The organism is Pseudoxanthomonas spadix (assembly GCF_003703395.1).
Lineage (GTDB): Bacteria > Pseudomonadota > Gammaproteobacteria > Xanthomonadales > Xanthomonadaceae > Pseudoxanthomonas_A > Pseudoxanthomonas_A spadix.
Window position 1 is genome coordinate 396,723 of the sequence record NZ_RDQN01000004.1, and the last position, 17,365, is coordinate 414,087.

Annotated in this window: 18 protein-coding genes; 15 read left to right on the forward strand and 3 right to left on the reverse strand. The window is 68.4% G+C overall.

Annotation, left to right across the window (positions count from 1 at the left end; all coding sequences use genetic code 11):
- Nucleotides 1–49: 49 nt before the first annotated feature.
- Both D9R12_RS15775 and D9R12_RS09215 read right to left on the reverse strand, forming a co-directional pair.
- Nucleotides 50–223, reverse strand: a complete 174-nt coding sequence (locus D9R12_RS15775; RefSeq protein WP_170159205.1) for a hypothetical protein — start codon at nt 221–223, stop codon at nt 50–52.
- Between the two features lie 94 nt (nt 224–317).
- On the reverse strand, nt 318–2,399 hold the full coding sequence (locus tag D9R12_RS09215; RefSeq protein ID WP_122229887.1) for a 3-hydroxyacyl-CoA dehydrogenase NAD-binding domain-containing protein: 2,082 nt from the start codon (nt 2,397–2,399) through the stop codon (nt 318–320).
- Nucleotides 2,400–2,632: 233 nt separating this feature from the next.
- On the opposite strand from D9R12_RS09215, the gene rpoE reads away from it, so the two are divergent.
- From rpoE to recO, 9 genes are all read left to right on the forward strand, one after another.
- Nucleotides 2,633–3,250 (forward strand): RNA polymerase sigma factor RpoE, encoded by a 618-nt coding sequence (gene rpoE / locus D9R12_RS09220; protein ID WP_122229888.1) that lies wholly within the window; start codon nt 2,633–2,635, stop codon nt 3,248–3,250.
- Complete coding sequence (locus D9R12_RS09225; protein WP_014161134.1) at nt 3,247–4,116, forward strand: sigma-E factor negative regulatory protein; 870 nt, start codon at nt 3,247–3,249, stop codon at nt 4,114–4,116. Before rpoE ends, D9R12_RS09225 begins: the two co-directional genes overlap by 4 nt.
- 75 nt (nt 4,117–4,191) lie before the next feature.
- On the forward strand, nt 4,192–5,760 hold the full coding sequence (locus D9R12_RS09230) for a Do family serine endopeptidase (protein ID WP_122229889.1): 1,569 nt from the start codon (nt 4,192–4,194) through the stop codon (nt 5,758–5,760).
- Nucleotides 5,761–5,904: 144 nt separating this feature from the next.
- Nucleotides 5,905–7,698 (forward strand): translation elongation factor 4, encoded by a 1,794-nt coding sequence (gene lepA, locus D9R12_RS09235; RefSeq protein ID WP_014161132.1) that lies wholly within the window; start codon nt 5,905–5,907, stop codon nt 7,696–7,698.
- A 169-nt stretch (nt 7,699–7,867) separates the two neighbouring features.
- Nucleotides 7,868–8,665: a signal peptidase I gene (gene lepB, locus D9R12_RS09240; RefSeq protein ID WP_122229890.1), complete on the forward strand. Its 798-nt coding sequence runs from the start codon at nt 7,868–7,870 to the stop codon at nt 8,663–8,665.
- Between the two features lie 32 nt (nt 8,666–8,697).
- Nucleotides 8,698–9,081: a DUF4845 domain-containing protein gene (locus D9R12_RS09245; RefSeq protein WP_014161130.1), complete on the forward strand. Its 384-nt coding sequence runs from the start codon at nt 8,698–8,700 to the stop codon at nt 9,079–9,081.
- Nucleotides 9,062–9,748: a ribonuclease III gene (rnc, locus tag D9R12_RS09250; RefSeq protein WP_014161129.1), complete on the forward strand. Its 687-nt coding sequence runs from the start codon at nt 9,062–9,064 to the stop codon at nt 9,746–9,748. The genes D9R12_RS09245 and rnc overlap by 20 nt, the downstream gene beginning before the upstream one ends.
- Nucleotides 9,749–9,758: 10 nt before the next feature.
- A complete protein-coding gene (gene era, locus D9R12_RS09255; RefSeq protein WP_122229891.1) occupies nt 9,759–10,667 on the forward strand; it encodes a GTPase Era in 909 nt (302 codons plus the stop codon).
- Nucleotides 10,668–10,978: 311 nt separating this feature from the next.
- Nucleotides 10,979–11,716, forward strand: a complete 738-nt coding sequence (gene recO, locus D9R12_RS09265) for a DNA repair protein RecO (RefSeq protein WP_122229893.1) — start codon at nt 10,979–10,981, stop codon at nt 11,714–11,716.
- 106 nt (nt 11,717–11,822) lie between these two features.
- Here recO and D9R12_RS09270 read toward each other — a convergent pair whose 3' ends face one another.
- The gene (locus tag D9R12_RS09270) at nt 11,823–12,518 is read right to left on the reverse strand and encodes a response regulator (protein WP_122229894.1); all 696 of its coding nucleotides are present in this window, start codon (nt 12,516–12,518) and stop codon (nt 11,823–11,825) included.
- 98 nt (nt 12,519–12,616) lie between these two features.
- On the opposite strand from D9R12_RS09270, the gene rlmD reads away from it, so the two are divergent.
- The 6 genes from rlmD (at nt 12,617) to D9R12_RS09300 (ending at nt 17,162) form a co-directional block, all read left to right on the forward strand.
- On the forward strand, nt 12,617–13,975 hold the full coding sequence (gene rlmD / locus D9R12_RS09275) for a 23S rRNA (uracil(1939)-C(5))-methyltransferase RlmD (protein ID WP_244671941.1): 1,359 nt from the start codon (nt 12,617–12,619) through the stop codon (nt 13,973–13,975).
- 45 nt (nt 13,976–14,020) lie between these two features.
- Nucleotides 14,021–14,539 (forward strand): CYTH domain-containing protein, encoded by a 519-nt coding sequence (locus D9R12_RS09280; RefSeq protein WP_122229896.1) that lies wholly within the window; start codon nt 14,021–14,023, stop codon nt 14,537–14,539.
- Between the two features lie 13 nt (nt 14,540–14,552).
- Nucleotides 14,553–15,554 carry a beta-N-acetylhexosaminidase gene (nagZ, locus tag D9R12_RS09285; protein WP_122229897.1) on the forward strand — a complete coding sequence of 334 codons (1,002 nt, stop codon included), beginning with the start codon at nt 14,553–14,555 and terminating at the stop codon, nt 15,552–15,554.
- The gene (locus tag D9R12_RS09290) at nt 15,554–16,120 is read left to right on the forward strand and encodes a hypoxanthine-guanine phosphoribosyltransferase (RefSeq protein ID WP_122229898.1); all 567 of its coding nucleotides are present in this window, start codon (nt 15,554–15,556) and stop codon (nt 16,118–16,120) included. Before nagZ ends, D9R12_RS09290 begins: the two co-directional genes overlap by 1 nt.
- Nucleotides 16,117–16,863, forward strand: coding sequence for an S-methyl-5'-thioinosine phosphorylase (locus D9R12_RS09295; RefSeq protein WP_014161121.1), 747 nt, complete (start codon nt 16,117–16,119; stop codon nt 16,861–16,863). The genes D9R12_RS09290 and D9R12_RS09295 overlap by 4 nt, the downstream gene beginning before the upstream one ends.
- A 92-nt stretch (nt 16,864–16,955) precedes the next feature.
- Nucleotides 16,956–17,162 carry a cold-shock protein gene (locus tag D9R12_RS09300; protein ID WP_014161120.1) on the forward strand — a complete coding sequence of 69 codons (207 nt, stop codon included), beginning with the start codon at nt 16,956–16,958 and terminating at the stop codon, nt 17,160–17,162.
- Nucleotides 17,163–17,365: the final 203 nt, after the last annotated feature.

The window sequence follows — 17,365 nt, forward strand, 5'->3', positions numbered from 1 at the left end:
CCCGACAGGCTGCGTTTTTTGTGGTGTGGCGCGCGGGTGTGGCGCGTGGCTACAGACTCTTGAGCAAGTTGCCCAGCAGCAGTACCACCAGCCCGGCGCAGACCAGCCAGAACGCATATGGCACCAGCGCCGGGATGTAGTGCAGCTTGGCTGCCACGCCCAGGCCGCCGAGCAGCAGCGCCAGGAAGAACGTGCCGGAAGTCGGCGCAGACAGATGGAACATGCAGGTCGGTTTCGTCTTGGTTCGGAAGCTGCTCATGATGCCCGATCCACCGCGTGGCTTGCTGCCGGCGGGGGCGGATTGGCGTGGCCGAAGATCAGGCGATCGGCTCGCGCAGGACCGGATTGTCCCAGCCCGGGCGTGGCGCGAAACGATCGCCATGCCGTGCCTGCAGCGTGCGCAGGCGCTCGATCAGCGCATCGGCGCCGGTCGCGCGGATGTGCTGGATCGGGCCGCCGCGGAACGGCGCGAAGCCGGTGCCGAAGATCACCCCGGCATCGAGCAGGTCGGCATCGGCAACGACATCGTCGTGCAGGCAGGCCACCGCCTCGTTGAGCAGCGGCAGGATCAGGCGGTCTTCCAGATCGGCCGGCGCCTGGTAGTCCTTGGGCACCTCGGGCTTGACGGCCTTGCCGTTCTCCCACTTGTACAGGCCCTGGCCGTCCTTCCTGCCGCGGCTGTCCGGGGTGACCGCGGCCAGCGCCGCCGGCACCTGCAGGCCCAGGAACGGCGAAAGCTCCTTGCCCACGCCGGCGGCCACGTCCAGGCCGACCGTGTCGATCAGTTCGATCGGTCCCATCGGCATGCCGAACTTCACCGCCGCCTTGTCGATCACCGCCCCGGGAATGCCTTCGGCGTAGGCCGTGGCCGCCTCGAGCAGGTACGGAAACAGCACCCGGTTGACCAGGAAGCCCGGCGTGCCGGCCACCGGCACCGGATACTTGTCCAGTGCCTTGCAGAACGCGGCCAGACGCTGGCCCGTTTCAGCCGACATGCCATCGTGGTGGACCACTTCCACCAGCGGCATCATCGCCACCGGATTGAAGTAGTGCAGGCCGCCGAACTGCGCGGGTCGGGCGATGTGGGTGCGCAGCTCCGCCAGCGGGATCGAGGAGGTATTGGTGGTCAGCAGCGCATCCGGCTTGAGCCGTGGCTCGACTGCGGCGTAGAGCTCGCGCTTGGCTTCGGGGTCTTCGATGATCGCCTCGATCAGCAGGTCCGCGCTTTCCACACCGGCGCCGGCCAGGTCCGACTTCAGGCGCGCGGCCACCGCCGGACGCCTGGCCGGGTCCCTGACCTTCTTCTCGAACAGCGCCTGGGCGCGGGTCAGGGCATGGTCGATGTAGCGCTGCTCGCGATCCTGCAGGGTCACCTCGAAGCCCCTGTAGGCCGACCAGGCGGCGATGTCGCCGCCCATCACCCCGGCACCGATCACGTGCACGTGCCTGATCCCCGGCAGCGGCATGCCGCCGCCATCTTTTCCGCCCAGGCCCTTGAGGCGCTCGGTCAGGAAGAAGATCCGGATCAGGTTGCGCGCGGTGGGCGTGGCGGCCAGCTTGACCACTGCGCGACGCTCGGCCTCCAGGCGCGCATTGATGTCCTTGCCGCCAAAGCGCTCCCAGGTGTCGATCAGCGCATACGGCGCCGGATAATGCTCCTTGCGCGCCTTGCGCGCGACCTGCCGGGTCATCTGCGGCGCCAGCAGCTTGCGGGCGGGCAGGGTGTTGGTGAGCCAGCCCATGGCGCGCTGCTTGAACGGGCGCACGGCGCCCTTGAGCGCCAGGGCCGCGGCGCTTTCGATCAGCACGGCCTTGTCCACGACCTTGTCGACCAGGCCCAGCGCGCGCGCAGCGCTGGCCGAGACGGTACGGCCGGTGAGCATCAGGTCCATCGCCGCCGGCGCGCCGATCAGGCGCGGCAGGCGCGCGCTGCCACCCCAGCCGGGGAAGATGCCCAGCTTGGTTTCCGGCAGGCCGATGCGGGTGGAATCGTCGTTGGACGCCAGCCGATAGCGGCAGGCCAGCGACAGCTCGGTGCCGCCGCCCATGCAGAAGCCATGGATCGCCGCGACCGTGGGGCATGGCAGCTCGGCCAGCTTCTGGAAGGTGGCCTGGCCGCGGCGGATCGCATCGTTGACCGTGCCCTTGCGGTCGTACTCCTGGAACTCCTTCAGATCCGCGCCGGCGATGAAGCCGTTGGCCTTGCCCGAGGCGATCACCACCCCCCGGGGCGGGTCGATCGCCAGGCGTTCGACCAGATCGCCCAGTTCGATCAGCACGTCCTGCGAGAAGCTGTTGACCGAGGCGTTCGCGCGGTCCAGATGCAGCACGACCACACCGTCCGGCCGGGTCTGCGTGCGCCAGTGACTGAATCGGAGCCCATCGAAGCTGGCTGTCATGGAGTGGACCATCCGTTGCAGTATGGGAAGCCCGTTATGATCGGCAGGTTGTTTGGCCTGCGTCAAATCCCCATGTTCCACGGCCAACCGCCGACAAACAGCCGACGCGCGATGCGCTATTTTCCCGCCACGATCTCCTCGCAGCAGGACCACCATGCCGCCGGTGAACTTTTTCCCACCGTCGCGGTCACAGGATGCGGCTCATGACCGCGCCCACTGGCGTGCGGCCCGGCATGACCGACGCTGATCCACCCGTCGAGCTGGATCTCGAGCTGGTCAAGCGCGTACAGCGCGGGGACAGCGCCGCATTCGACCTGCTGGTGCGCAAGTACCAGCACCGGATCCTGGCGTTGATCGGCCGCTACGTGCACGACTGGAGCGAGTGCCAGGACGTGGCCCAGGACACTTTCATGCGCGCCTATCGTGCGATTGGAAGTTTCCGTGGAGACGCGCAGTTTTATACCTGGCTGCACAGGATCGCCGTGAACACCGCCAAGAACCATCTGGTTGCCCACAACCGCCGTCCGCCCACCGACGATGTCGATGCGTCAGACGCAGAACAATACGACTCCGGTGCGCGCCTGCGCGACACCGACACGCCCGAGCGCGAACTCATGCGCCAGCAGCTGGAGCAGGCCGTGATGCGCGCGGTCCAGGCACTGCCAGAGGAACTGCGCGCGGCGATCACCCTGCGCGAGGTCGAGGGCCTGAGCTACGAGGAGATCGCCGCCAGGATGGGCTGCCCGATCGGCACGGTGCGCTCGCGCATCTTCCGTGCCCGAGATGCCATCGACGCCGAACTGCGTCCCTTGCTCGAAACCGACAGCGCCACCCGGGAGCGCGCCCGATGATCGACGACAAGTTCCAGCAGCACTATCGCCAGCAGATGTCCGCATTGATGGATGGCGAACTGGCGCCGGACCAGGCGCGTTTCCTGATGCGGCGCATGGCCGAGGACCGGGCGCTCAACGACACCTGGGAGCGCTGGCAGCTGTGTGGTGATGTGCTGCGTGGCCGCGCCCAGGCGCCGGCGCCGCAGGGCTTTGCCGAACGGGTGTCGGCGGCGATCGCCGTGCAGGCGCTGCAGCCGGCGGCCAACCAGGAATTGCCTCGTCCGGGCAATCGCCTGCTGCGCTGGGGCGGTGGCGCGGTCGCCGCCTCGGTGGCGCTGTTGGCGGTATTCATGGCCGGCCAGCAGAACAGGCCCGCTTCCAGCGCGCCGCGGCCGGCAGCGGTGGCCAGCCGCCCTGCGCCAGCGGCCGCCATGCCGGCCGCGCCGGCACCGGCACCGGCACCGGCCGCACGCAACGACGCCGGCACCGGCGCCGCGTTGGCGGCCTCCGCGGTCGCAGTGGCCAGCCTGCCGCATCGGGCCGATGACAGTCGCCGCGGCAGCGCCACCCGCAACCAGCAGGCCGCGCGCGCCACCGCGGCGATCACCCGGCAGGCCCTGGCCGCGGCCAAGGCGCCGCCGGCCCGCGCGGTGGCGGAAATCCCCGCAGTCAACCAGGACCCGTTCGCCGGTGTCCACCTGGGCCAGGCTGCCGCGCGTCCCTGGCCGCGGACCAGCCTGCCGCAACTGCATGCCGGTGGCGCCTACAGCACCGGCTATGCCGCGAGCGAACAGGCACCGTATTACCCTTTCCAGCCCTTCCAGCCGCGCCTGCCCGAGGCGCCAGCCCGCGCGGCGCCGCCGACCTCTTCACCGCAACCGTGATCCCGCGCGCGGCAGGTGGCCCATGCCGCGCCCCCAGCCGCTCTTCCCTATTCCCGACGCAGAGGCTAGCAGCCGATGAATGCACACGTCCGTCTCGGCCTGATTGGCCTGATCTCCCTGACCATGCCGCTGGCCGCCTGCGCCAAGCAGGACAGCACCAGCGGCAGCGCCGCCGCGATCGCGCCGACCATTGCCCAGAGCAGTGCGCCGCAGATCGTGACTGGCCTGCCGGACTTCACCCGGCTGGTCGAACAGGTCGCCCCGGGCGTGGTCAACATCGACGCCACCATCGGCGGCCCGGACGAGGACAGCGCTGCAGGCGCACAGTTTGATGGCAGCCAGGGCATCGACGAATCGCAGATCCCGGAAATCTTCCGCCAGATCTTCGGCCCCGGCCTGCAGATGCCGGGCATGGACGGTGAGGGCGGCAGGATGCGTCCGCGCGGCAAATCAATGGGCTCGGGTTTCATCATCTCGCCCGACGGCTACATCCTGACCAACAACCACGTGGTCGACGGCTCCAGCAATGTCAAGGTCAAGCTCTCCGACGGCCGTTCGCTCAAGGCCAAGGTGGTCGGTACCGATCAGGGGTATGACGTGGCTTTGCTGAAGATCGACGCCAGGAACCTGCCGTCGCTGCGCATGGGCACAGCCAACACCCTCAAGCCCGGGCAGTGGGTGGTGGCGCTCGGCTCGCCGTTCGGGCTTGACCACTCGGTCACCGCCGGCGTGGTCAGTGCCACCGGCCGCACCCGGGCCGGCATGGGCGGGCCAAACTACGTGCGCTTCATCCAGACCGACGTGGCGATCAATCCCGGCAACTCCGGCGGACCGCTGCTCAATACCTCCGGCGAGGTGGTCGGCATCAATTCGCAGATCTTTTCCCAGTCCGGCGGCTACATGGGCATCAGCTTCGCGATCCCGATCGACCTGGCCATCAGCGCCGCCGACCAGCTGAAGAAAACCGGCAAGGTCAGCCGCGCGATGCTGGGGGTGACCATGAACCCTGAAATCAGCGAGGCGATGGCCAGCAAGCTCGGCCTGCCCGACACCAACGGCGTGCTGGTCACCAGCGTGCAGCCGGGCAGTGGCGCGGACAAGGCCGGGATCAAGCCGATGGACGTGATCACCGAGTTCAATGGCGAGAAGGTCATCGACTATTCGGACCTGCCTTCGCGGGTGGCGCCGCTGCCGCCGGGCACCAAGGTCAGCCTGACGGTGATCCGCGACGGCAAGCCGCGCAAGGTGGAGGTGACCCTGACTGCGCTCGAGCAGAAGGCCGTGGGAGATGCCGGCGGCCTGCAGGATGAAACCGACAGCGATGGAACCCCGGGCGCCTCGCCGGCGGTCCCCCAGAGGGCGCTGGGCTTCTCGGTCCAGGAGTTACCGGAAAGCCAGCGCCAGCGCCTGGGCCTGCCCGAAGGCGGGGTGGTCATCTCCAGTGTCAGCCGCGCGCTGGCCGCCGAGACCGGTCTTGCCCCGGGTCTGGTCGTGCTGCAGGTCAACCGCAGCCAGATATCCAGCGTGGCCGACTTCAACAAGGCCGTGGCCGGGGTCAAGAAGGGCGATGTCCTGATGCTGCTGGTGCAGAGCCCGCGCGGGGTCAGGCAGTTCGTGGCCGTGACCGTCGGCGGCGCGGGCTGAGCAGCGCGCCCGCGCCGGGAACTGTCCCCGGCCGACGCCGGGCCGCCGAATTCCGGCGGTCCGGCAGCAGCCATGCGATAATTGGCGTTTGCCCTACGACGGCCGCGAGCCGCCGCCCCCATGCCGCCTGACTCACCCGCCTCGATGCGGAATATCCGCAATTTCTCGATCATCGCCCATGTCGACCACGGCAAGTCCACCCTGGCCGACCGCATCATCCAGCTGTGCGGTGGTCTGCAGGCGCGTGAGATGGAGGCCCAGGTCCTGGACTCCAATCCGATCGAGCGCGAGCGCGGCATCACCATCAAGGCCCAGTCCGTGTCGCTGCCGTATACGGCCAAGGATGGGCAGACCTACCAGCTGAATTTCATCGATACCCCGGGCCATGTGGACTTCTCCTATGAGGTCAGTCGCTCGCTGGCCGCCTGCGAGGGCGCGCTGCTGGTGGTCGACGCGGCGCAGGGCGTGGAAGCCCAGTCGGTGGCCAACTGCTACACCGCCATCGAGCAGGGCCTGGAAGTGGTGCCGGTGCTCAACAAGATCGACCTGCCGACCGCCGATATCGAAAAGACCAAGGCCGAGATCGAGGCGGTGATCGGCATCGACGCCGAGGACGCGGTGGCGGTCAGCGCCAAGACCGGGCTGAACGTGGACCTGGTGCTGGAGGCGATCGTCAAGCGCATCCCGCCACCGCGGCCGCGCGACACCGACAAGCTGCAGGCGCTGATCATCGACTCCTGGTTCGACAACTACCTGGGCGTGGTCTCGCTGGTGCGGGTGATGCAGGGCGAAATCGGCCCGCGCACCAAGCTGCTGGTGATGTCCACCGGCCGCACCCACGAGGTCGACAAGGTCGGCGTGTTCACGCCCAAGCGCAAGGAGCTGCCCAGGCTCGGCCCTGGCGAAGTGGGCTGGATCACCGCCTCGATCAAGGACGTGCACGGCGCGCCGGTCGGCGACACCCTGACCCTGGCCAGCGATCCGGCGCCCAAGCCGCTGCCGGGCTTCCAGGAAATGCAGCCGCGGGTGTTCGCCGGGCTGTTCCCGACCAACGCCGAGGATTACCCGGCCCTGCGCGAGGCACTGGACAAGCTGCGCCTGAACGATGCGGCGCTGCGCTTCGAGCCGGAAAGCTCCGAGGCGATGGGCTTTGGCTTCCGCTGCGGCTTCCTGGGCATGCTGCACATGGAGATCGTGCAGGAGCGCCTGGAGCGCGAGTACGACCTGGACCTGATCAGCACCGCACCGACGGTGGTCTACGAGGTCCTTAAGACCGATGGCAGCACCATGGTGCTGGACAATCCGGCCAAGCTGCCGCCGGCCAACCTGATTGCGGAAGTGCGCGAGCCCATCATCCGCGCCAACATCCTCACCCCCGAAGCCTACATCGGTCCGATCATCAAGCTGTGCGAGGAAAAGCGCGGCGTGCAGATCGGCATCCAGTACCTGGCCAGCCAGGTGCAGATCAGCTACGAGCTGCCGATGGCCGAGGTGGTGCTGGATTTCTTCGACAAGCTCAAGTCGGTCTCGCGCGGCTATGCATCGCTGGACTACGCGTTCCTGCGCTTCCAGGCCGGCCCGTTCGTGCGCCTGGACACGCTGATCAACGGCGACAAGGTCGATGCCTTGAGCCTGATCGTGCACCGCAGCCAGGCCGACCGGCGCGGCCGCGAACTGACCGAGAAGATGCGCGAGCTGATCCCGCGGCAGATGTTCGATGTGGCCATCCAGGCCGCCGTCGGCGCGCAGATCATCGCCCGTTCCACGGTCAAGGCGCTGCGCAAGAACGTGCTGGCCAAGTGCTACGGCGGCGACATCAGCCGCAAGAAGAAACTTCTGGAAAAGCAGAAGGAAGGCAAGAAGCGCATGAAGCAGGTCGGCCGCGTGGAGATCCCACAGGAAGCCTTCCTGGCCGTGCTGCAGATGGACAGCAAGTAATTGATGCCTTCTCCGTGGGGAGAAGGTGCCCCCAAGGGCGGATCAGGGTTCGGCCAAGTCCGTGTGCTGCAGGCACCAGGGCTTGGGTCCGATCCTCGCCGCTGACCCCTTTCTCCACTGGGCGCTGCTTCGGGCGCCGGCGGGAGCAGGGCTTTTGAATGGAGTGTCCATGGTCTGGTTCGAAACAATCCTGGTGGTGCTTACCCTGCTGACCGGCGCAGTGTGGCTGGTCGACAAGCTGTTCCTGGCCTGGCGCCGCGCGGCCAGGGCCGGGCTGCTGGAGGAGGATGAGCCGGTCATCGTCGACTACTCCAAGGCGTTCTTCCCGGTGCTGGCGATCGTGCTGGTCCTGCGCAGCTTCGTGGCCGAGCCGTACAAGATTCCCTCGGCCTCGATGATGCCCAACCTGCTGATCGGCGACTTCATCCTGGTCAACAAGTTCGCCTATGGCCTGCGCCTGCCGATCACCAACACCAAGTTCCTGCCGCTGGGCGAGCCCAGGCGTGGCGATGTGGTGGTGTTCAAGCCGCCGATGGACCCGGAAAACAGCTGGGTCAAGCGCATCGTCGGCCTGCCCGGCGACACCATCGGCTTCACCGGCAACACCTTGTCGGTGAATGGCAAGGCGGTGAGCTACAAGCCGCTGGGCACCTACGAGGGCCGCGGCCTGCCGCCGGGCAGCGATCGGGTCACCCTGCTGCAGGAAGACCTGCCGGGCAAGACCCACACCCTCTACGAAGACCTGGACCGCTACACCGGCGAGGGCACCTGGACGGTGCCTGCCGCCCACTATTTCGTCATGGGCGACAATCGTGATAATAGCGAGGATGGCCGGCTGTGGCCGGACACCCACTTCCTGCCGGAAAGGAACCTCAGGGGAAAGGCGTTCCTGATCTGGCTCAATTGCGAGGGGTGGTTCTGCAAGAACGGGTTCGATCCCTCGCGGATCGGGCGCGTCATCGAGTGATCGGGATGTCTCAACGGGGAATGGGGAAGGTCATGAAACGCAATCAAGATGGCATCACGCTGATCGGCTTCGTCATCACCCTGGCGGTGGTGGGCTTTGCCGCCTACATCGGGATGAAGCTGTTCCCGATGTACCAGGAGTACTACTCGCTCAAGATGGCGGCCAAGGGGCTGGCCGAGGAGCCGGGTTCGGCCAGCATGGATCCATCCAGGCTGCAGGACCTGCTGTTCCGCCGCCTGGACATCAACTATTCGGACAGCATCAAGCCGGCCGATGTGACCTTCAAGCGCATCGATACCGGCTGGAACATGCACGTGCAGTACGAGGTGCGCAGGCCGATGGTCGGCAACCTGGATGTGGTCGGCAGGTTCGAGCTGTCCCAGGACATCACCCGGGGTGGTGGTGGCGAAGGCTGACCCCGTCGCCGGCAGCGACCGCATCGGCCATCGTTTCGCCGATCCCAAGCTGCTGGCGCAGGCGCTGACCCATCGCAGCGCCGGCACTCCGCACAACGAGCGGCTGGAGTTCCTGGGCGATGGCATCGTCAACCTGCTGATCGCCGAGGTGCTGTTCCAGCGCTGGCCCAGGGCCGATGAGGGCGCGCTGACCCGGGCCCGGGCCGAGCTGGTCCGCGAAGCCTCGCTGGCCACCATCGCCCGTGAGCTGGACCTGGGGACGCGTTTGACCATGGGCCCGGGCGAGATGAAATCCGGCGGCCACCGTCGCGATTCGATCCTGGCCGATGCCCTGGAAGCGGTGGTGGCGGCGATCTATCTCGATGCCGGGCTGGAGGCCTGCCGCGCCTGCGTCCTGCCGTGGTTCGAGAGCGCGCTGGCGGCATTGCCGGTGGGCAAGCCGGAAAAGGACCCCAAGACCCGGCTCCAGGAATGGCTGCAGGGCAAGCAGAAGCCGCTGCCAAGCTATGAGCTGGTCGGCGAATCGGGCGAGGAACACGCCCGGCATTTCCAGATCCGCTGCAGGACCGCCGATCCGCCGCTGGCGGCCGAAGGCGAAGGCAATTCGCGCCGGGTCGCCGAGCAGGCGGCCGCGGCCGCGCTCATCAGTCAGCTGCCACGCAGGTAAAGTGGTTCCCATGAATACCCCCGCATCCCACCGCAGCGGCAGCGTGGCGGTCATCGGCCGTCCCAACGTCGGCAAGTCCACCCTGATCAACGCGCTGGTCGGCGCCAAGGTGTCCATCACCTCCAGCCGTCCGCAGACCACCCGCCACCGGCTGCTGGGCATCGCGACCTTTCCCGAAGGGCAGATCGCGCTGGTCGATACGCCCGGCCTGCACAGGCAGCAGGGCAAGTATTCGTCCTCGGCCATGAGCCGGGTGATGAACCGCGCCGCGCGCGGGGCGTTGGAAGGCGTCGACGCCGGCCTGCTGGTGATCGAGGCCGGCCGCTGGGACGAGGCCGACACGCTGGCCTACAACGTGCTCAGCGACACCGGCATCCCGGTGATCCTGGTGATCAACAAGGTCGACCGGCTCAAGGACAAATCCGAACTGCTGCCGTTCCTGGCGCAGGTCACTGAAGGTCGCACCTTCGCCGCGGTGCATCCGATCTCGGCATTGAAGAAGAACGGCCTGGAGGCGCTGGTGCGCGAGCTGCTGGCGCACCTGCCGCAAGCGCCGCCGATGTTCGGCCAGGACGAGATCACCGACCGCAGCGAGCGCTTTCTGGCCGGCGAACTGGTGCGCGAGCAGCTGATGCGCCAGCTCGGCGCCGAGCTGCCGTACGCCACCACCACCGAAATCGAGAACTTCAGCGTGGACGGCAACATGCTGCGCATCGGCGCGGTGATCTGGGTCGAGCGCGAAAGCCAGAAGGCGATCGTCATCGGCAAGGGTGGCGCGCGCCTGAAGGACATCGGCAGCAAGGCACGCCAGCAGATGGAGCATCTGTTCGGGCGCAAGGTGTTCCTGGAGACCTGGGTCCGGGTGCGCGAAGGCTGGTCGGACGATGAGACCGCGCTGAAGGCGTTCGGGTACGAGTGAAGCCGGGACTAGTGAAGCCGGGACCCGGGACCCGGGACCCGGGACCCGGGACCCGGGGAAAGCAACGGCGCCAGGGTTCTCTCGTGGCCTTGGCTTTTGCTACCGCCACACAGAAGGACTTGAAGAAGGCAAGGACTTGAAGAAGGTGCGAGATTCTTCCCGAGTCCCGGGTCCCAAGTCCCAAGTCCCAAGTCCCAAGTCCCAAGTCCCGAGTCCCAAGTCCCAAGTCCCGGGTCCCGGGTCCCGGCTTCACCAGTCCCGGGTCCCGGCTTCACCAGTCCCGAGTCCGGTTCCTCTCTCCCGAGCCCCCGATGCAACCTGACGACCTCACCGCCTTCGTCCTGCACACCCGGCCCTGGCGCGAGACCAGCCTGCTGGTGGAAGTGCTGAGCGATCGCCACGGCCGCATGGGTCTGATCGCGCGTGGCGTGCAGGGGTCCAAGCGGCATGTGCTGCGCGCGGCGCTGCAGCCGCTGCAGCACATCCGGCTCGTTGTGCAGCTGCGGGGCGAACTGGGCCGGCTGGTGTCGGCCGAAGCACTGGATGCGGCGCCGCGCCTGCAGGGCGAGGCGATGCTGGCCGCCTTCTACGTCAACGAACTGATGCTGCGGCTGGTCCCGCGCCAGGACCCGCTGCCCGATCTGTATGTGGCCTACGCCAAGGTCCGCGCGCGCCTGGCCCATGGCGCGGCGCTGGCCTGGACGTTGCGCCGGTTCGAGCGCGACCTGCTCGATGCGCTGGGTTTCGGCGTCGGCCTGGACACCGACGGCGATGGTGAGCCGCTCGACCCGGCCGCACGCTATCGCCTGGATCCCGAACACGGCGCGCGCCGACTGCTGAGCGAACGCGCCGGCGAGCGCCAGTGTGCCCCGACCGGGCAGGCGCTGCTGGCGCTGGCCCACGACACCTTGCCCGCACCGTCGGACCTGGCCGACCTGCGTCGGGCCATGCGCCTGCTGCTGGCCCACCACCTGGGCCCGCGCGGGCTCAAATCCTGGGAAATGCTGGCCACCCTGCCGCGTCCGCCGCGCCCCGGCCCACCCCCTTGATCTCCGGTGATGCCCCGCTTTTCGTAGGAGCACCTTGGGGCGCGATGGGGCTTTCCCGGTGAAGCCACTCGCGGCCGTGCCCCCGAAGAGGGGATAAAGGCCGCTTCTACGAACGGGTCCGCTGCCAGGCGGCGTGGAACTCAGCCTGGCCGGACAGATCGGGCAGGCTGGTGTCCAGGGTCTGCGCGGCGGCCTGCAGGCGGGCGGCGCCGACCAGGCCGCTGCTGGCGCGCAGTCGGTGCAGCTGCTGGTGCGCGCCGGCCCAGTCGCCAGCGGCCAGGGCCGCGTTGATGGCCGCGGCCTGGCCATCCAGCTCCTGCAGGAACAGCCCGCGCAGGCTCTGCAGGTGGGCCGGATTGCCGCCGAGGGCGACCAGCGCGCGGGCGTCGTCCCAGACCGGCAGGTCGTTGCTGCAGGCGCGCACCGCCGCCTGCGGCAACGGCGCGTCCAGTCCCAGCACGCTGCGCACGGCCTGGCCCAGGGCCGCGGCGCTCACCGGCTTGACGATCACCGCGGCAAAGCCCGAGGCGCACAGCGCCGCGTGCAACGCCGGGGAATGGTCGGCGGTGTGGGCCAGTGCCGGCAGCTGCGGTTGGCGGGCGCGCAGACGCCCGAGCAGCTCCTCGCCACGGCCGTCGGGCAGGTTGGCATCGACCAGGCACAGGTCCAAGGTCTGTGCCACCGCCAGGGCCTGGGCCTGCGAGCGCGCGCCCAGCACGGTGGCAGGCAGCGCCTCCAGCGCCAGGCGCATGAATTCGTGGGTGGTGGGGTCGTCTTCGACCAGCAGGATCCGTGGCGTCATGGCCGTGCTCCTTCCTGAATTGACGTGCCTGCACTGGCGTGCGTCCTGCGCGGTCCCTCGTGCGCCAGATGCATCTGCGACAATACCCGATTCCCTGCATGCCGCCAGAGCGTCACGTGGCCCGTTCCCCGCGCATCGACAAGACCCCCTTTGAACTGTCCATCCACGACCTCAGCCACGACGGCCGTGGCGTGGGCCGCCGCCCTTCGGCCGTGCAGGGCCAATCGGGCAAGGCGGTGTTCGTCTCCGGCGCGCTGCCGGGCGAGCGCGTCCTGGTCGAACAGACCGCGCGCAGCCGCCAGTTCGACCAGGCCCGCACCCTGAAGGTGCTCGAGGCATCGCCCGACCGCGTCGACCCACGCTGCCCGCATTTCGGCACCTGCGGCGGCTGCGTGCTGCAGCACCTGGACCCGACCCGGCAGATCGCCGCCAAGCAGCACACGCTGTTGGAAAACCTGGAGCGGATCGGCCACGTCAAGCCCGAGTCGGTGCTGCCGGCGCTGACAGAGGGCAGCTGGGGCTACCGCCGCAAGGGCCGGTTCTCGGTCCGCCGGGTGGAGAAGAAGGACAGGACCCTGATCGGTTTCCGCGAGCAGGATCCGCGCTTTGTGGCCGACCTGCGCCAGTGCCATACGCTGATCCCGCAGATCGGTTTCAGGATCCAAGCGCTCGGCGCCCTGGTCGACAGCCTGGACGGGCGCGCGGATATCCCGCAGATCGAGTTCATCGCCGGCGATGAGGCCATCGCCCTGGTCGTGCGCCACCTCAATCCACTGACGCCGGCGGACCTGGACCGGCTCACCGCCTTCGCCCAGGCCGAGAACTTCGCCATCTTCCTGCAGCCCGGCGGCAACCATACCGTGCATCCGCTGTGGCCGGCGCAGGTGCCGCTGTCGTTCCGATTGGCGCGGTGGGATGTGGAACTGGCGTTCCGGCCGCTGGACTTCATCCAGGTCAACGCCAGGCTCAACGAGAAGATGATCGCCCACGCCTTGAGCCTGCTCGACCCGCAGCCGGGCGAGCGGGTGCTGGACCTGTTCTGCGGGCTGGGCAACTTCACCCTGCCGCTGGCGCGCCTGGTGGGCGAGGTGGTCGGCGTGGAAGGCGAGGCCGGCCTGGTCGCCCGTGCCAGGGACAACGCCCAGCGCAACGGCCTGGCCAATGCGCAGTTTTACGCCGCCGACCTGACCTTGGACCAGCGCAATGCACCGTGGATGAAACAGGGCCTGGACAAGCTGTTGCTGGACCCGCCGCGCTCGGGCGCGATCGAGGTGCTCAGGCAGCTGCCGCTGAAGCAGTTCGAGCGCATCGTCTACGTCAGCTGCCATCCCGGCTCGCTGGCGCGCGATGCCGGCTACCTGGTCAACGAATGCGGCTTCAGGCTGGTCAGTGCCGGGGTGATGGACATGTTCCCGCACACCGCGCACGTGGAGTCGATCGCCCTGTTCCAGCGCTGAGGCAGGCAGCCTTCCACCGCTCCACCCACCAACCCGAGACCGCCCATGGGGATCGAAATCGAGCGCAAGTTCCTGCTGGCCAACGATGGCTGGCGCGCCGCGGTGCATCGGGCCATCCCGATGGCCCAGGGCTATCTCAACGACCTGGCCGTGGTGGAAGGCGGCGCGCAGAAGGCCTCGGTGCGGGTGCGCGTCGAAGGGCAGAGCGCCACGCTGAACTTCAAGTCGCGCCAGGCCGGCCACACCCGCCAGGAGTTCGAATATCCGATCCCGGTGGCCGATGCCCGGGCCCTGCTCGAGCTGTGCGTGGGCGGCCTGGTCGAAAAGACCCGCCACCTGGTGCAGGTCGGTGCCCACCTGTGGGAAATCGACGAGTTCACCGGCGACAACGCTGGCCTGGTGGTGGCCGAGATCGAACTGGGCCACGCCGACGAGGCCTTCGAACGTCCGCCCTGGCTGGGCCGGCAGGTCACCGATCGCCTGCGCTATTACAATCTCGCCCTGGCCGGGCGGCCGTATTCGCAATGGAGCGAAGACGAGCGCAACGCGGCCGACGTCGAATAAGGACCACCTGCCCATGCTTGCAATCGGCATCGCCGGCACCGAACTGGCCGCCCACGAGCACCACTGGCTGCAGCACGACGCCGTGGCCGGGGTGGTGCTGTTTGCGCGCAACTTCATCTCGCGCCAGCAGGTGAGCGAGCTGTCGGCCGCGATCCGCGCCGCCGTCCCACGCCCACTGCTGATCTGCGTGGACCAGGAGGGCGGGCGCGTGCAGCGCTTCGGCGACGGCTACGCCACCCTGCCGCCGCTGCAGGTGTTCGGCGACCTGTACGCCACCGATCCGGCCGGCGCGCTGGAGCTGGCGCGCGAGCATGCCTGGCTGATGGCCAGCCAGGTGCGCGCCAGTGGCGTGGACCTGAGCTTTGCGCCGGTGGTGGACCTGGGTCGCGGCAACAAGGCCATCGGCTCTCGCGCCTTCCACGCCGATCCGCAGGTGGTGGCCGCCTTTACCCGCGCCTACGTGCGCGGCATGCACGAAGCCGACATGGCCGCCACGCTCAAGCATTTTCCCGGGCATGGCACGGTGGCCGAGGATACCCATTTGGACAGCGCCATCGATCCGCGCCCGCTGGCGGTGCTGCAGGCCGAGGACCTGGTGCCGTTTGCCGCGGGCATTCAGGCCGGCGCCGATGCGGTGATGATGGCCCACGTGGTGTATCCGGCCGTGGCGCCGGAACCTGCCGGATGCTCGCCGCGGTGGATCCATCTGCTGCGCCAGGACATGGGCTTTCGCGGGGTGGTGTTTTCCGACGACATCTCCATGGCCGCCGCGCATGCGGCTGGCGGCGTCGCCCAGCGCGTCACCCGGCACCTGGATGCCGGCTGCGACGTGGTCCTGGCCTGCCAGCCGGAGGTGGTCGAAGACGCCCTGCGCGCCGTGCAGGGCCGCCGCCTCAATACCGCCGCGCTGATCGGACTGATCGGCCGCGGCCCGCGCGCGTGGGAAGGCCTGCTGGCCGATACGCGTTACGACACCGCGCTCGCGCGCCTGCCATCTTCCAAGGGAACCGCCTGATGCCCGATACCGCCCCCACCATCCGCCAGGCCCTGGCCAACGCCGACCTGCTGGTGGACCGCCCCACCATCGACGCGGCCATCGTCAGGATGGCCGATGCCATCGCCTGTGACTACGCCGGCGAGGTGCCGGTGTTCCTGACCATCATGCACGGCGGCCTGCCGTTCGCCGGCCAGCTGTCGCTGGAGCTGGGCCTGCGCGGGCTGGACCTGCAGTACGACTACCTGCATGCCACCCGCTACCGCGGCCAGACCGATGGCGGCGAACTGGTCTGGAAGCACCGCCCGGCCACCGCCCTGTACGGGCGCCGGGTGCTGCTGGTCGATGACATCCTGGACGAAGGCCTGACCCTTTTGGCGGTGTGCCAGTGGTGCCTGGAACAGGGCGCCACCGACGTGCGCATCGCGGTGCTGACGCGCAAGCGCCACGGCCGCGCGGTGGTCGAGGTCGGCGCCGACTATGTCGGTGTCGAAGTGCCGGATCGCTACGTGTTCGGATTTGGCATGGACGTGCACGAGCACCTGCGCAACCTGCCGGCGATCTACGCGGTGAAGGAGGGCAAATGAGTCAGCACATTGCCCTGGCCATCATCGGCGGCACCGGCGTCTACAGCCTGGCCACGCTCGATGACGTGGAAACCCGCCACCTCGACACGCCCTACGGCGTGCCGTCCGGGCCGGTCCGTGTGGGCACCGTGCTGGGCAGGCGCGTGGCGTTCCTGGCCCGGCATGGCGAAGACCACGCGCTGCCGCCGCACAGGATCAACTACCGCGCCAACCTGGCCGCACTCAAGTCGCTCGGCGCCACCCGCGTGCTGGCGCTCAACACCGTTGGCGGCATCACCGAGCGCTTCGGCCCGCGCGCGCTGGCCTGCCCGGACCAGCTGATCGACTACACCTGGGGCCGCATTTCCACCCTGTGCGAGGAAGGTGGCCAGGTGCTGCACGTGGATTTCGGCGAACCCTACGCCCCGATGCTCCGGCACAAGATCCTGGCCGCCGCGCGGGTCACCGGCGTCAAGGTGGTCGACGGCGGCTGCTACGGCGTCACCCAGGGCCCGCGCCTGGAAACCCGGGCCGAAATCGCGCGCCTGCGCCGCGATGGCTGCGACCTGGTCGGCATGACCGGCATGCCCGAAGCGGGCCTGGCGCGTGAGCTCGGCCTGGACTACGCCTGCCTGGCGATCGTGGCCAACTGGGCCGCCGGCTGCGGCGGCGGCGAGGAGATCACCATGGCCGAAGTGCTGGCCAACGTCCAGGCCGCTTCGGCCGGCATGGCCGAGCTGGTGGGCGAACTGGCGCGCGGGTGATTGTCAAGCCGGCCGCGGCTTTGCATACTCGGGTTGGTACGGCTGCCCAGCCGTGCCACCACCATCGATCCAATCTGGGGAAACAAGCAGCTATGCCGTACGGTACCGTCAAGTGGTTCAACGATGCGAAAGGCTTCGGATTCATCGCGCCGGAAGATGGCAGCGCCGATGTCTTTGCACATCACACCGCGATCAACGCAAAAGGCTTCCGCACCCTGCAGGAAGGCCAGCGCGTGAGCTACGAGGTGACACAGGGACCGAAGGGCGCACAGGCGTCCAACATCACCCCGGTCACCTGAAGAAGCAACCAACAGGGATTTCTTGAACCCCGCTTCGGCGGGGTTTTTTGTAGCGGGCCAAGGCCGCGCACGGCCTGATCGCGTCGAAGGCGCTGGGCACTGGCCTGCGCATGTTCGGCAGCCCCTTCCATCACGGCCCATCGGCCAGGCTGGCGTGGAAGTCGGCTGTTGCGCCGTCCCTGCCGGTCGTGCCGGCCTCGCCG